This is a genomic window from Ruegeria sp. BF10 (assembly GCF_056538725.1).
The window spans coordinates 72,948-87,333 of the sequence record NZ_JBQFTR010000002.1 but is presented as its reverse complement, the minus strand read 5'-3'; the positions used below and the strand labels follow the sequence as shown (position 1 = coordinate 87,333).

The window sequence follows — 14,386 nt, the reverse complement described above, 5'->3', positions numbered from 1 at the left end:
GCAGGAAAAAAACATAGATTTCAATTGCAAAATTTCTCACATTCGGATGAATGTAGCTCACCTCTATCTCTTGAGCAACGCAGCAGCCATGTCACGACGCCACTATAATCTTCCACCCCTTACGACTTTGTCGGCCTTCGAGGCCGCCGCGCGGCATCTCAGTTTCAAAGAAGCGGCCGGCGAACTGTCGGTTACGCCGGGTGCTGTCAGCCACCAGATAAAAGCGCTGGAAAGTGAACTGGGTTCAGCGCTGTTCGTCAGAAAACACAGGGGCGTGGAACTGACCGAAGACGGCCAGGACCTGTTCGAAGTGCTCGGCTCGTCGTTCCGGCAGATATCGAAGATGCTTGAAAAGATTCGCAGCGGGGATTCCGAAAATCCGGTGACGGTCGGGTCAACTACCGCTGTGGCGGCGTTGTGGCTTTCCCCGTCGGTCATCCGGTTCTGGCAGGACTACCCGCACGTAAAAGTGAACCAGATGGCACAGGACAAGCCATTCTCGGACAGACCGGATATCGACTTTTTCATCCGCTACGGTCGCGACGTGAACTCGCAGTTGAACCATACCAAACTGTACCGTGATACTCTGACGCCGGTCTGTAGCCCTGAGATGGCCCTGGAACTGAAGGGGGCAAGCCTGGACGACCTGGTCGAACGTCGCCTGATCCACCTTGAAACGCAGGACAACACCTGGACCACCTGGCCATCTTGGTTTCACGACCTTGGATACACCGGAGTTGTACCGGTGCAGTCGCGCGTGAACAGCTATGCGTTGGCGTTGCAGGTGGCCCGGAAAGGCGCCGGGCTTGCATTGGGGTGGAAACGCTTGATCCAGCCCATGCTGGCATCAGGAAAACTTGTTGCGCTGGCAGAATTCAGCCTCCCTGCCCCGAACAATTTTTACCTCGTCGGTCGCCCGGACGACCAGCTGACAGAAGGTGCCCTGGCGCTGAAAAACTGGTTGCTGGATGAATTGTCCGGGGGTTCGGTTTAGTCTGCCTCAATCGGCCATTAGGTTTTTTGATATTGAATGAAGCCGGCTCGACCGGCCAATGGGGGAAACGTTCAACCCATTCCGAATTACTCAGGAGCAACCGATGAACAAGCATTCAGCGCTTTCGTCTGTTCTGACCCCGGTAAACACCGCCAAGGGCCTGCCGAACGAGCACTATGTCGATCCCGATGTCTTTGCCGAGGAACGGGAGGCGGTCCTGTTCGCGAACTGGTCGGGCATCGGTTTTGGCAAGGACATTCCCGAAGCAGGTGATGCCTTTCCGATCGACTTTCTCGGCATGCCGCTTCTGATGGTGCGCGACCGTGACGGACAGATCGGCGTTTTCCAGAACACCTGCCGCCATCGCGGAATGATTTTGGTCGACAAGCCACAGAAAATCCGCGGCGCGATCCGCTGCCCCTATCACAGCTGGTGTTATGGCCTGAATGGCGAGCTGCGCACTGCGCCCCACGTTGGCGGCCCCGGACGGAACACGCATGAAGATCTGGACTTTGCTGAACTGGGCCTAATCCGCATTCGTTCCTATGTCTGGCGCGATGTCGTCTTCGTGAATGTGGATGGCAACGCCCCGGACTTCGAGGAGGTTCATGGCGAACTGATGGAACGCTGGAAAGATTTCGATCAGCCGATGTATCATGGCGGTGCGGGCGCGTCTGTCCGGCTGAAGCTGGAGTCGAACTGGAAACTGGCGGTCGAAAACTTCTGCGAAAGCTATCACCTGCCTTGGGTTCACCCGGGCCTTAACAGCTATTCGCGTCTGGAAGACCACTACAACATCAATGAACTGGGCAAGTACTCGGGTCAGGGCACCTACGTCTATCGTCAGTTCGAAGGTCAGAACGGCGAGAAACTGGATGACTTCCGGAATCTGGGCGAAAAGTGGAATGAAGGGGCGGAATACATCGTCGTGTACCCGAACACCTTGCTGGGTGTTCAACGCGACCATGGCTTTGCGTTCATCATCGATCCGATCACCCATGAGCGGTCGAACGAAAGGATCGAGCTGTACTACGCCAAAAAACCGGAAGACGCACCCGAGCACGAAGCGTTGCGCGCAAAGAACGCGCAGCTTTGGAAAACCGTTTTCGAAGAGGATGTGTTCGTGGTCGAGGGCATGCAGAAAGGCCGTCATGGCGTCAAATTCGACGGTGGTCGCTTTTCGCCCGCGATGGATGGCCCAACGCATTGTTTCCACCACTGGGTGGCCACTCAGATCGAAAAAGCCCGTGCCGAGGCATGAGCGGCTTTCCGGCCGGACCATGGGTTGAGGGCGCCACGGATGCGCCCTGCTCTGTCATTTGCAATCAGGAACATCGCAGATGCGGGCGATGTTCCGCGATTGCGGAAAGACGCATGCGGCTGCGTGTGATGGGGTCATCAAGGGACGGTTCGCATCGTTGATGGCGTCAAAAAATCAGGATTCAGGCGCAAAAAGGTAGAAAGCGTATGATTGCGTACAACCCAACACACTTCGCGTTTCCGGTAAGAGGCTGACCTTGGATCTGCAAGAACTCGACAAGCAACTTTTGCAGGCTCATGCGGATAATTATGTGCCTGCGCTGATCCGGCTGTACCACGAAGCAGCCGACAGGGCCGAACAAAATCAGGATCTCGACGCTGCTTGTTTTTACCTTACACATGCGTTTGTGTTCGCGCTGGAATACGGTGCGCCCGAAGCGGATGAGTTGAACCGAAAACTGTACGAGCGCGGCCGCGCCCATCGTTTGGTGTTCTGACGAAATCGGTGTAGTTGGGGTATCGTGCTGGCAAAGAGACAAAGCATGACCCATTTCACCTTTCTGTGCCTCGAAGATTTCCCGCTTGCGGCCCTGTCCATGGCCATCGACCCGCTGCGCGTGGCCAATGAGATCAGCCGCAGCGATGGTCTTGGCTGGACTGTCGTATCGGAAGATGGACAACAGGTCATGTCCAGCTCACGCCTCAGCATCAACCCTGACAAGGCATTGTCCGAGGTGGAGGAAACCGACGTCGTGCTGGTCTTTGCCGGGGCCTCGGCCCGGTTGAAGGATCGCAAGGCTTCGGGCGGAGCGCTGCGGCGGCTTTTGTCCCGTGGCGCGCGGATCGGTTCGGTCAGCGGCTCACTTTTTGCGCTGGCGGAAGAAAAGTTCTTCGATGGTTACAGTTGTAGCGCGCATTTCTGCTATACCGCTGCTTTGAAGGAACAATTCGACAGGGTGAACCTGTGTGACACGCTCTATACGATAGATCGCAACCGAATGTCCTTTGCTGGGACTTCAGCGGTGTTTGAATTCATGCTGGGCGTGATTTCGGACGAGGTGTCTGATGCAGTTGCCGTCGAAACCGCCTGCTGGTTCCAATACGCGACTTTGCGCGATGCGGATACGTTGCAGGTTTTGCCGGGCTACAGCAAAAATCAGACCCGCAATGCCCTGCCGCGCCCGGTTCGACGGGCCATCGAGTTGTTTGCAAACAACATCGAAAACAAGATCTCGATCGAGCAGGTTTCGAAACGCGTTGGCATGTCCATCCGGCAATTGGAACGGCATTTCAAGAAGGAAACCGGGATCAGTCCCGGAGGGTACTATCGCAGGCTGCGACTGGATGCGGCGCGGCAGAAGCTGCTTTACACCGACCAGTCTTTGCAGGAAATCGCGCTTTCGGTCGGGTATGACAGCGCCAGTTCGTTTTCAAGCAACTATCGGCGCGAATTCGGTCTGCCGCCGACACAGGAACGCAAGGAACGAAGCCGCGGCGCCAGACACGCGGCTTTGTCCTTTGGGCACCGTCCTTCACAGGGCCTTGGCCACCTCGATCAGCATGTGGTGAACTGAAATCGCATAGCTGCGTGGCGCGTAGACCGAGAAATCCGTTCCCGCCTCATTGCAGCGCAGCAGGCACCCCACATGGTGGATTGCAGTGCGGTTGAAAGCTCCGACCTGCATCTGCTCGACATCCAGAACGGTCAGGCGTTGCAACAAGCCTGTGGCACCCTGCCCGGTCATGTCGATGCGTGTGAACGCGTCAGACTGATCGGTCACCGACGCCATGCCGGCCAGCTCGGCTTCCATACGCCTGGCCAACTCCAACGGGCCTGCAAAAGCTTCCTCGCAAAGATACTGATCCGGGCCCAGCCAGTGCAGGTTTCTGGTTTCGCCCTTTTCCCATTGCCCCGCCTCAGGCGCAGGGGTTCCGCAAACGGTTTGAAGTTTGGCTTTGACGGCTTCCTCCTGTCCCAGCCGGGCCGAGACGGATGCCAGTGCCACATCCCCTCGTTCCTGAAAGGTCAGAGGTCCGACCACGTTCCGTTTTGGTTCGGTGCCGCCAATGGCGGTCTTGGCAACAAAATCACGCACGGAGCCGTTCTCCTTCGGGGTCAAGGAAATGCGCGCTGACAAGCGTCGCTTTGATGTTGGTGTCATCCACCGGGCTGACAATCTGTACGGTGTCGCCCAATCGCTGCGCCCCGCGTTTTACAAAGGCCAGGCCGATGCTGCTGGACAGGTGCGGCGAATAGGCAGCCGATGTGACATAGCCCAGATCGTTTTCCGGCACGTGCGGCGCATCTTCGTCGAACACATGGCCACCGGCCAGCACGGTATCGGCAGTGTTGACCGGCTGAATGCCGACCAAAGCCAGGCCATCCGGATCCGTCAGAGCTTCGCGAGCGCTGAGCGTCGCACCGATACAGTCTTTCCTGGACGAGACCATGCGCCCCATGCCCAGGTTGTGGGCGCTGGTGATTCCGTTCAGTTCGTTTCCGGTGGCGTGCCCCTTTTCGATACGCAGAACACCAAGCGCTTCGGTGCCATACGGCGTTACGCCAAAGGGTTCCCCAAGCGCCATCAAATGTCGGATCAGCGCGTCACCGTAACGGGTTGGCACGGCCAGCTCATAGGCCAGTTCACCCGAGAACGAGATACGGAACAGCCGCGCCGGGATCCCCCCGGCAATGGTCACCTCGCCACACGCCATGAAGGGGAAACCTTCGTTGCTGATGTCATAGCCGTCATCAACGACCTTTTGCAGCAACTCACGGGATTTCGGGCCCGCTATGGCATATTGTGCCCAGGCGTCGGTGGTCGAGATCATTTGCACATCCATGTCCGGAAACAGGCATTGGCGCACGAACTCCATGTGGCGATAGACACCAACCGCGTTTGCGGTTGTCGTGGTGACCACAAAGTGATCCTCGGCCAGGCGGGCGGCGGTGCCGTCATCCATGGCTATACCGTCTTCGCGCAGCATCAGACCATAACGGGTCTTGCCCACCGGCAGTTTGGCAAAGCCGTTGCAATAGATCTTGTTGAGGAACTCTGCCGCATCCGCGCCCTGCACGTCGATTTTGCCCAGCGTGGTCACGTCGCAGACGCCGACACCGCTGCGTACGGCCAGAACTTCGCGATCCACGGATTCGCGCCAATGGGTCTCACCAGCCTTGGGGAACCACTGCGCACGCAACCAGGGGCCCACCTCGACGAATACCGCGCCCTGTTCTTCGGCCCATTGGTGGCTGGGCGTCAGTCGCGTCGGTTTGAATTCTTTCCCGACCGAGCGCCCGGCCCAGGCCCCCATCGCCACCGGCGTGTAAGGTGGCCGGAAGATGGTTGTGCCGGTTTCGGGAATGCTCTTGCCGGTGATCTCGGCCATCACGGCCAGCGCGCCGACATTCGCGGTTTTGCCCTGATCGGTCGCCATGCCAAGAGTGGTATAGCGTTTCAGATGCTCGACACTGCGGAAGCCTTCCTGTTCGGCCAGTTTGACGTCCTTGACGGTCACGTCATTTTGGAAATCCAGCCAGGCGCGGCCTTTGCCGGGCACGTGCCACAGCGGGGTGATACGGATCTCATCATCCTCGGCTTTCGGCAGGTCGACCGGGCAGGCCCTGATCCCCAGCCCGTCAAGCGCCGCAAGTGCCGCATTAGTGCCCGAGGCGACCGCCCCGTGGCTGGTCAGGTTGCCAGCGGCGGCACCGGCGACAACCATACCCTTGGGCAGTTCAGCCGGCGGGATGAAGGTTGCAAGCGGTTCGAACCATTGCGGGCGACCGCGTTGGTGGCATGTCAGTTGCACATTCGGATTCCACCCACCCGAAACGCCCAGACCGCTGACTTCGATAGGGCGGGTCTGACCATCGGCCATCTGCACGGTGATCGATTTCAGCCCCAGACGACCCTGCGCGTTGGTCACATGCGCCCCGGCCAGCAATTCACACTCGGCGATGCGCGGAGCATCGTGGCGCGGGTCGATCACGGCAACAACCTTGATCCCGGCTTTGATCAGATCCTGAGCGGCGCGGTGTCCTTCATCGTTGTTGGTGAAGATCGCCACGCGCTGGCCCGGCGTCACAGCCCAGCGGTTTGCATAGGCCCGCATCGCGCCCGCCAGCATTATGCCCGGTCGGTCGTTGTTTTCGAAAGCAATCGGACGTTCGGTAGAGCCGGCACAAAGCACCGAGTGTTTCGCGTAAATGCGCCACAGAATCTGGCGTGGTTTCCCCGCCTCGGGCACCGCAAGGTGATCCGAGACCCGCTCAAGCGCGCCGTGAATGCCGTGATCATAGGCGCCGAACACGGTGGTGCGCGTCAGAAGGCGCACATTGTCCATCGACGCCAGCTCTCCCAGTGTCTGCGCGACCCAATCCGCATTCGATATGCCCTCGAACCGGTCACAATCAGCCAACAGACGCCCGCCCATCCGGCTGTCTTCGTCGGCCAGAATGACCCGCGCGCCAGACCGCGCCGCCGTCAACGCCGCGATCAGGCCGGAAGGACCGGCACCGATAACCAGGACATCGCAATGCAAATAGCCTTTGTCGTAGATATCCGGGTCAGCCTCCTGCGTCAGGCTGCCCAGACCGGCCGCCTTGCGGATCATCGGTTCATAGAGCTTTTCCCAGAACGCCTTGGGCCACATGAAGGTCTTGTAATAGAAACCCGCCGTCAAAAACGGTGAGAGCCGATCATTGATCGACAGCGCATCGAAGGCGAGCGAGGGCCAGCGGTTCTGCGATGTCGCCTCGAGCCCGTCGAACAGTTCGACCGTGGTCGCGCGTGTGTTGGGTTCCTGCCGGTTGCCCGTGCGCAGCTCGACCAGCGCGTTGGGCTCTTCCGAACCCGAGGCCAGCACACCGCGTGGACGGTGGTACTTGAACGAGCGGCCAACCAACCGCACGTCATTGGCCAGCAGAGCCGAGGCCAGCGTATCACCCTGATAGCCTTCGTAGGATTTGCCATCGAAGGTAAAGCGCAGCTTTTTGGACCGGTCGATCAGACCGCCCTGCAAACGATTGTTCTGGGTCATTTTCCCCGCCCCGTCTTGCGGGCTACATCCCGCGCCAGTTCTGTTGCCAGAATTTCATGGGTCAGCGTGTCGCGTGTCACAACAAGCCACGAGCGGTCGCCCTGCTCGTGAAACCACAACTCGCGGTGGGTTCCTGCCGGGTTGTCGCGCAGGTAGAGATAGTCGTGAAACTCAGCGGCGGCCGTGTCGGATTGCCAGTCGGGCCGATTGATCAGGCTCGCGTCGCCCAGATAGGTGAATTCGGACGCGTCTCGCGGGCCAAGCAGTGGATGATTGATGATCATGTGCGGGCCTCCTCAGTGCAGGTTGGGCTGTGCGCCCACACCTTTTTCATCAATCATCCGGCCGGTTCTGAACCGGTCCAGCCGATAGGCAGTTGCAACGTCATGCGGTCGGTCGGTGGCCATCAGATGCGCGAAACAAAAACCAGATGCCGGCGTTGCCTTGAACCCGCCATAGCACCAGCCACCATTGAAGTAGAGCCCGTCAATTCCGGTGTGATCTATGAATGGCGAGCCATCCATCGACATATCCATCACGCCGCCCCACATTCGCAGCAGACGCGCGCGACCGATCATCGGCATAAGGGACATACCGCCTTCGGCCACGTCCTCGACCACAGGCAGGTTGCCGCGTTGCGCATAGGTGTTGTAGCCATCGATATCGCCGCCAAAGACCAGACCGCCCTTGTCCGATTGGCTGACATAGAAATGTCCGGCACCATAAGTGATCACCCCGTCAAGCACCGGTTTCAGCCCTTCGGTCACAAAGGCCTGGAGCACGTGGCTTTCGATCGGCAGGCGCATCCCTGCCTTTGCCATCACGCGCCCGGAAGACCCGGCAACCGCCACGCCCACCTTCTTGGCGCCGATGTAACCCCGTGTGGTTTCAACGCCCAGCAGTTTTCCGTTTTCGATGCGGAACCCGGTGACTTCGCAATTCTGGATGATGTCGACCCCCCGTTGATCCGCGGCACGGGCATAGCCCCAGGCCACACCGTCATGACGCGCCGTACCACCGCGGCGATGCAACAGACCGCCCTTGATCGGAAACCGCGCATCGTCAAAGTTCAGGAACGGATACATCGCGCGAACGCCCTCTGCATCCAGCAGTTCCGCCCCAGAGCCGGTGAACATCATCGCGTTGCCGCGGCGACGATACGCGTCACGCTGCGCGTCCGTATGACAGAGGTTCAGAATACCGCGCTGACTGACCATCGCATTGTAGTTCAGGTCCTGTTCAAGGTTTTCCCACAGCTTCAGCGACAGCTCATAGAATGGCTGGTTCCCATCCAACAGGTAATTGGCGCGAATGATCGTTGTGTTCCGCCCGACGTTGCCGCCACCGATCCAGCCTTTTTCCAGAACCGCCACCCTGGCGGCGTTGTGTTCCTTGGCCAGATAGTATGCCGTCGCAAGGCCATGACCGCCGCCGCCGATCACGATGAAATCATAGCTTGATTGAGGCTCGGGATCGCGCCATGCCGGTTTCCAGCCCCGATGCCCGTTCAAAACCTGCCGCATAATCGCGAGTGCCGAATACCGCATGAATTTGTGTCCTTAACCCTCAGTGCGCCGAAGTATCATGTGCCGCCGGGAAAGCCCCAGTCACGACGTAATCCGTCACGGAGTTTATCGGTTGCGACAATTTTCAGGCCGGTATTCGGTTTGATTGTCGCGCCACCTGACGGTTTTCCGGTGCATGCATCACGGGCCGGCACAGCCATCGCGCGAAGAACGCGATGCCAACCATCCGGCCGATCTCCGGTTGCCCACCATGACCGCGGCGTTGCAGTTGCAGGAAAAAAGGCAACGCACCTGTTTAGCGGGGATCAGAACCTCAACAATTCAAGCGTATGCCCGGCGGGCAGGTCCTCGATCTCAGCCGGTATGATCGCCAACCCGTCTGCCTGCGCCAGCAAGGCAACACGGCCGCTATAGGAGGGTGCCATCAGACGCACTTTGGGAAGGCCATCGGGAGAGGTGCCGTCAATCTGGACCGGACGATACTCCTGCCGGCCCGCGTGGCGCTGCGCGGGTTCAGCCAGCACGGCCTGAACAGGTATCTGAGGCCTGTGGCGCAGACCCGCACGGCGCGCCATCATCTGCGATCCGATTATCTGCCATGTCACATAGGCCGAAACCGGGTTGCCCGGCAGACCGACATAGAGAGCATGCCCGCGCCTCCCGAACATGACCGGTTTACCCGGTTTCATCGCCACTTTCATGACATCGGTTTCGCCGCCGATCTCACTGAACAGTCTGGGCATGTGGTCTTCATCCCCAACAGACACCCCCCCGGTTGTAACGATCAGATCCGAGGCATCGCACGCCTCGCGCAGAACCTGTTCCAGACGGGTCGGGTCATCCACGACCGGCCCCCGGTCGGTCAGTTCGATCCAGGGTTTTTGCAACAGCGCCAGCAGCATATATCGATTCGAGTTGTAGATTTGGCCGGGGCCAAGGGGCTCACCCGGTTGGCGCAGTTCGCTGCCTGTCGAAAAGATCGTGACCTTCAGTTTTCGGAACACCAGGACCTCGCCGTACCCGGCGGATGCCAGGGCTGCCACCTCACGCGGTCCAATTTCACAGCCGCCTTGCAGGACCAGCCCCCCGGCACAAAGATCTTCTCCCGCGCGCCGGATATGCTGGCCGGGTTTCGGGCGTCGGCTGAAGCGAATCCTGTCGTTCAGAAGATCGCAATCTTCCTGCATCAACACGGCATCGAATTCAGGCGGCACCGGAGCGCCCGTGAAAATGCGCAAAGCGCTGCATTCAGGAGCATCATGGTCGCCGCAGTCACCCGCAGCCACGCGCCCGGCGATGGGCAGTTCGAACACCGGCCCATCGCCCAGATCACCGGTGCGGATGGCATAGCCATCCATGGCCGAGTTGTCGAAGGCAGGCATGTCGACCTTGCTGGCGCAATCCTCGGCCAGAACCCGGCCTATCGCCTGTTCCAGCGGCAAAATCTCGGTTTCGGCAACAGGATCGGCGACGGAAAGACCGCGCTGAAGGGCGTCATCTACAGTCAGATACATGTGGGCGCGGCGGTCACAGGCGCATCCATCAGCCATTTTGAGTCTCCGAAAACATAAAGGGTCCTGCGAATCCCGGCTGTTCGGCCGGATCGAGATTGGGCAGGCCGGCCTTGACCGCTTCCAAATCCGAGTTGGGATCACCAACGACCGGCAGCGTACCCATGTTATGCAGACCATGCGCGGCGCGACCTATGCCGTCGCCGCCTTCTTTTCCGGACGACAAATCCGGCTCGGATTGGCCGCAAAGCTCAAATACGCGCGCGCAGACAGAGCCCATGCCAAGGGTGGACGTTACGGTGGGCCCTCTCGACGACCTCTTGAAGCCCACGGTATCCCAGGCAGGGATTGCTGCAGATAGCGTCAGCCAAGTGTTCATCCGTCCCTCCGGAGTTCAGGCCGCCCGGCGGGACCCCCCCAGCAGGTCAGCCGAAACGCTGATCATCACCGGCAAAAGGAAGCGATGGCTTTTGTCGCACAGTCCGGCCGGAAATTCCCGGCCAATGGACAGCACGGCGGGTTAACTGTCATTGACATAGGTCATGATCCGCTGTTCGGGCGCTCCATCAGGAAGGGTACATTGCCGCCTCTGTTGGTTCCGCAGGTATTGAAATCACACCCGCAGCGTTGCGCTGGCCCTTTGGTCGGTTTCGAAAGGAAATAGGCTGGCTTGGCCGCAAAAAAGTCGACAAGTGCAGATGTCGGGATCTTTTTCAGCAGATCCCGGCCGAATGCCAGACGTTCTTGACCGTCATGTAATTCTCAAGGCCTTCGGTTCCGCCTTCCCGGCCGTAACCACTGGATTTCACGCCCCCAAAAGGCGTTTCAGGCATGGATGCTTCAAGTGTGTTGATCGACAGATTGCCGACCTCGACCTCGTCGATCAGACGGTCGATGTAATCCGCCCGGTTGGTGAAAGCGTAACCCGCCAGCCCGTAGGGAACTGAATTCGCCAGATCGATCGCCTCATCCAGCGAAGCCACCGAATTGATCACCGCAACCGGTCCAAACGGCTCTTCGCGCATGATCCGCGCCGTTTCGGGAACGTTCAATAGAACCGTGGGTTCAAAGAAATATCCCCGTTCACCAAGCCGCGATCCGCCTGTGGCAAGCGTTGCCCCCTGTGCCACCGCGTCTTCAACCAGATCTGACAAGGCCGGCACGCGCCGGTCGTTGGCCGTTGGGCCCATTTCAACGGTTGCGTCAAGCCCATTGCCGACGACCGTGGCTTTGGCCCTTGCAACAAACCCGGCCGCATAGGCGTCAAAAATACTCTCATGCGCGAAGAAACGGGTTGGCGACGTGCAGACCTGACCGGCATTGCGCATTTTGCGGACCGCGCCTGAAACAGCCGCCGATTGCACATCCGTATCTTCGCAAACAATGACCGGCGCGTGGCCGCCCAACTCCATGAGCACACGGGTGTCGTGCCGGGCCGCCAAAGTGGTCAAATGGCGCCCGACGGTTGTCGAGCCCGTGAAGGCCACCAAGCGAACGGGGTCCTGCGGGATCAGGTGGCCGGATATCTCGGACGGTTCACCGAACACCAAATTCAGAACCCCTGCTGGCAGACCGGCATCTTCGAACGCTTTTGCTATGTGCAAAGCTCCGGCTGGCGTTTCTTCCGCAGCTTTCAGGATCACCGAACAGCCAGAGGCCAAAGCACCGGCGATTTTCCGGGCAGGTTGGCTCATGGGGAAGTTCCACGGCGAAAATGCCGCAACAACGCCGACGGGCTGGTGATGAACTGCAAACTTGTGACCCTGAGCGGCCGGAATGATCCGTCCATAGGTCCGCATCGCCTCGCCCGCATCCCATTCAAAAAACTCGGCGCCGCGAATGACCTCCAGCCGGGCCTGTTTCAGGGGCTTGCCATGTTCGAGAGTTATAGACTGCGAGATCTCTTCCTGTCGCTGGCGCATGAGGGCTGCCGCCCGCATAATCGTATCCGCGCGTTCCCGCGGCGATGTGCGGCGCCACAGCCGAAAGCCTTCGACAGCCGATTGCAGAGCGTCATCCAGGTCTTTTACCGATGCGTAAGGCAATCGGCCGAGTTCTTCCTCGGTCGCCGGGTTGACAACCGGGATATCGCGCCCGGTTTTTCGCCACGTGCCACCAATGAACAGCTTGAGTTCTGGATACATGAAACCGGCGCCTCCGTTTGCCTTGCTTTTTTGATCGCGCGATGCCTCGTATGAGTTCAAGCGCATTGCGCGAATACGGATATCAAATCGGTGAATATCTGGTCTGTCTGCTCTGTGCCGCCCGATGCAGAGCCGTTTTGAAAGCGCGCCCCGCAGGCGACAGATCGTCGTCGGCGCGGAAGGACACTCCAATTGGCCCCTGCCCGAACGGAACCTCCCAGGCCAGCTGGGCAAGATGGTTGTTTTCGATATCCTGGGCGACGACCTCGGCAGGCATAAGGCCGATCAGGTCGCGGGATTGCAGCAGCGCCCGGTTCGTCAGGTAGGACACGGATTCAATCGCGACCGGTGGCACATATTGCTGCTGGCCGACAAAAAAATGATCCGCCTGACGTCGCAACGTGGTCTCTTGCGGGGGTAGGATCCAGCCAAACGGCTTGGTTTGCGCAAAGGTCACTGTGTCCCGCCCCGCCAAGGGGTGCCGAGGGCCGACAATGGCCAATATCCGATCCTCGAACAGTTTTTCCTGCCGTATCTTGTCGCGATGCCGGTGCGACGGCAGGCGTCCCACAACCATGTCGATCTCACCCGACAGCAGCCGGGGCATGAGCACCTCGTTGGTCCCTTCGCTGATCTTGACTGCAACGTTCGGGCGGTCTTCCAGCAGCAGTTCGATGGCGGCAGGCAACAGGCTGGTTGACGCCGCAAGCAGTGTTCCCACCACGACGCGGCCGGAATTTCCTTCGTTCAGATCGTCCAGTTCCTGCGCGGCATTAGACACCTGCGCAAATATCAGCTTTCCGTGACGTATGAGAGTTTCGCCAAAAACCGTTGGCACGACGCCTCGGTTGGTGCGCGTGAACAGCTTGACTTCGAAGTCCAGTTCAAGATCTTGAATCATCTTGGTTGCCGCTGGCTGAGATATTCCCAGCTCACGCGCGGCATTCTGAATGTTTCCATGCGCACCCACGGCAACCAGCAAACGCAGCTGTCGCAGTTTCAGGCGGGTCAAGGCGCGGTCCACGATGCGAGAATGACGCCCCACCATGGCTACAGCACAATCGGCTTGCAAAGCTGATCCAGCTTGGACAACACGCTCATGGCCGCAAGCGCCGAGCTTCGCGGGTTGTCGGGCAGCGCGGTGCCGCTGATCCGGAACTGAAACGTGCCGAAATCTCCTTCGGCCTCGACCTCGTGAATGTTCTTGTGGATCGTCGGATCAGCGATCAGACGAACCTGTGTGTTATCGAACCCCACACCCGCCAAGGCGACGGCGGCAGCGACATTTGCGTTCTTGGGGTAGGCAAGCGCCGCCTCTCGCGCGGAACCCTGAAAATGAGTTTCAGCCGCGGTGATACTGCCGAGGTCAAGACTGTGTTCGGCAAGTGACCCCTTCCACCCCGCCGGCGGCTTGCGCCCCACATATGTGACGGATTTGAGCGGACCGACCGCTGCGGCGCTGAGGCAGTCCAGCCCGCCTATGGCACCGCTTGCCAGATGCAGCCGCCCCCCACCCTTTCGCGCGGCCCTGTCCAGCCGGTCACTGACCTGCTGATCCGCAAGTGCCCCGGCAGAGACACTGATGATATCCAGCCCTCGCGCCAGAATGTCCGGACCCAACCCGGCCAATGCCTCGTGCCCCGCGCAATCCAGAACCAATTCGATTCCGGCCGGCAGGTCATCAACCGAACCAACTGACTTGGGCGATTTAGGATCAACGCGCTTTGGCCTGACCAGAATGGCTGCCAACTCATGCCCATGTTCTGGCAACATGCGCTGCACATATTGCGCGATTGCGCCGGTTCCGATGACTGCGATCTTCATGTCTGGACCCTAGACCAGCATTAAAGAAATCTGAATTGGTAACTTGGTGGTATATTTTTTTCCGATAACCATTTCCCTGAAATG

The 14,386-nt window shown here is 59.4% G+C and carries 13 protein-coding genes; 4 read left to right on the top strand and 9 right to left on the bottom strand.

The features are described 5' to 3' along the window. Positions 1-46 precede the first annotated feature (46 nt). The 4 genes from ACR0DJ_RS10230 to ACR0DJ_RS10215 all read left to right on the top strand — a co-directional run bounded on the left by ACR0DJ_RS10230 (position 47) and on the right by ACR0DJ_RS10215 (position 3,828). Complete coding sequence (locus ACR0DJ_RS10230; protein ID WP_480686253.1) at positions 47-994, top strand: LysR substrate-binding domain-containing protein; 948 nt, start codon at positions 47-49, stop codon at positions 992-994. Positions 995-1,097: 103 nt separating this feature from the next. After that, positions 1,098-2,255: an aromatic ring-hydroxylating oxygenase subunit alpha gene (locus tag ACR0DJ_RS10225; protein WP_480684842.1), complete on the top strand. Its 1,158-nt coding sequence runs from the start codon at positions 1,098-1,100 to the stop codon at positions 2,253-2,255. 256 nt (positions 2,256-2,511) lie between these two features. Continuing rightward, positions 2,512-2,751 carry a hypothetical protein gene (locus tag ACR0DJ_RS10220; protein ID WP_480684841.1) on the top strand — a complete coding sequence of 80 codons (240 nt, stop codon included), beginning with the start codon at positions 2,512-2,514 and terminating at the stop codon, positions 2,749-2,751. Between the two features lie 45 nt (positions 2,752-2,796). Further along, a complete protein-coding gene (locus ACR0DJ_RS10215; protein ID WP_257601384.1) occupies positions 2,797-3,828 on the top strand; it encodes a GlxA family transcriptional regulator in 1,032 nt (343 codons plus the stop codon). Here the strand turns inward: ACR0DJ_RS10215 and ACR0DJ_RS10210 are convergent. The 9 genes from ACR0DJ_RS10210 to ACR0DJ_RS10170 form a co-directional block, all read right to left on the bottom strand. After that, complete coding sequence (locus tag ACR0DJ_RS10210; RefSeq protein ID WP_425079561.1) at positions 3,787-4,350, bottom strand: sarcosine oxidase subunit gamma; 564 nt, start codon at positions 4,348-4,350, stop codon at positions 3,787-3,789. The two genes, ACR0DJ_RS10215 and ACR0DJ_RS10210, sit on opposite strands and share 42 nt — an antisense overlap. Further along, entirely contained in the window at positions 4,343-7,297 is a 2,955-nt protein-coding gene (locus tag ACR0DJ_RS10205) for a sarcosine oxidase subunit alpha family protein (protein ID WP_480684839.1), read from the bottom strand. Before ACR0DJ_RS10205 ends, ACR0DJ_RS10210 begins: the two co-directional genes overlap by 8 nt. After that, positions 7,294-7,581, bottom strand: a complete 288-nt coding sequence (locus ACR0DJ_RS10200) for a sarcosine oxidase subunit delta (RefSeq protein WP_171119335.1) — start codon at positions 7,579-7,581, stop codon at positions 7,294-7,296. Before ACR0DJ_RS10200 ends, ACR0DJ_RS10205 begins: the two co-directional genes overlap by 4 nt. Before the next feature lie 12 nt (positions 7,582-7,593). Further along, positions 7,594-8,844 (bottom strand): sarcosine oxidase subunit beta family protein, encoded by a 1,251-nt coding sequence (locus ACR0DJ_RS10195; protein ID WP_170345456.1) that lies wholly within the window; start codon positions 8,842-8,844, stop codon positions 7,594-7,596. Positions 8,845-9,128: 284 nt separating this feature from the next. Next, positions 9,129-10,373, bottom strand: a complete 1,245-nt coding sequence (locus ACR0DJ_RS10190; protein WP_480684837.1) for a molybdopterin molybdotransferase MoeA — start codon at positions 10,371-10,373, stop codon at positions 9,129-9,131. Next, positions 10,366-10,713 (bottom strand): hypothetical protein, encoded by a 348-nt coding sequence (locus tag ACR0DJ_RS10185; RefSeq protein ID WP_480684836.1) that lies wholly within the window; start codon positions 10,711-10,713, stop codon positions 10,366-10,368. Before ACR0DJ_RS10185 ends, ACR0DJ_RS10190 begins: the two co-directional genes overlap by 8 nt. Positions 10,714-11,047: 334 nt before the next feature. Beyond that, positions 11,048-12,478 carry an NAD-dependent succinate-semialdehyde dehydrogenase gene (locus ACR0DJ_RS10180; RefSeq protein ID WP_480684835.1) on the bottom strand — a complete coding sequence of 477 codons (1,431 nt, stop codon included), beginning with the start codon at positions 12,476-12,478 and terminating at the stop codon, positions 11,048-11,050. A gap of 82 nt (positions 12,479-12,560) precedes the next feature. Beyond that, positions 12,561-13,526, bottom strand: coding sequence for a LysR substrate-binding domain-containing protein (locus tag ACR0DJ_RS10175; RefSeq protein ID WP_480684834.1), 966 nt, complete (start codon positions 13,524-13,526; stop codon positions 12,561-12,563). A 2-nt stretch (positions 13,527-13,528) separates the two neighbouring features. Continuing rightward, positions 13,529-14,302, bottom strand: a complete 774-nt coding sequence (locus ACR0DJ_RS10170) for an aspartate dehydrogenase (RefSeq protein WP_480684833.1) — start codon at positions 14,300-14,302, stop codon at positions 13,529-13,531. Positions 14,303-14,386 lie beyond the last annotated feature (84 nt).

Excerpts from the sequence above, each read along its gene's own strand:
- ACR0DJ_RS10190 (WP_480684837.1), bottom strand. The coding sequence starts at position 10,373 with ATGGCTGATGGATGCGCCTGTGACCGCCGCGCCCACATGTATCTGACT.
- ACR0DJ_RS10200 (WP_171119335.1), bottom strand. The coding sequence starts at position 7,581 with ATGATCATCAATCATCCACTGCTTGGCCCGCGAGACGCGTCCGAATTC.
- ACR0DJ_RS10170 (WP_480684833.1), bottom strand. The coding sequence starts at position 14,302 with ATGAAGATCGCAGTCATCGGAACCGGCGCAATCGCGCAATATGTGCAG.
- ACR0DJ_RS10195 (WP_170345456.1), bottom strand. The coding sequence starts at position 8,844 with ATGCGGTATTCGGCACTCGCGATTATGCGGCAGGTTTTGAACGGGCAT.
- ACR0DJ_RS10185 (WP_480684836.1), bottom strand. The coding sequence starts at position 10,713 with ATGAACACTTGGCTGACGCTATCTGCAGCAATCCCTGCCTGGGATACC.
- ACR0DJ_RS10230 (WP_480686253.1), top strand. The coding sequence starts at position 47 with ATGAATGTAGCTCACCTCTATCTCTTGAGCAACGCAGCAGCCATGTCA.
- ACR0DJ_RS10225 (WP_480684842.1), top strand. The coding sequence starts at position 1,098 with ATGAACAAGCATTCAGCGCTTTCGTCTGTTCTGACCCCGGTAAACACC.
- ACR0DJ_RS10180 (WP_480684835.1), bottom strand. The coding sequence starts at position 12,478 with ATGTATCCAGAACTCAAGCTGTTCATTGGTGGCACGTGGCGAAAAACC.
- ACR0DJ_RS10175 (WP_480684834.1), bottom strand. The coding sequence starts at position 13,526 with ATGGTGGGGCGTCATTCTCGCATCGTGGACCGCGCCTTGACCCGCCTG.
- ACR0DJ_RS10205 (WP_480684839.1), bottom strand. The coding sequence starts at position 7,297 with ATGACCCAGAACAATCGTTTGCAGGGCGGTCTGATCGACCGGTCCAAA.
- ACR0DJ_RS10215 (WP_257601384.1), top strand. The coding sequence starts at position 2,797 with ATGACCCATTTCACCTTTCTGTGCCTCGAAGATTTCCCGCTTGCGGCC.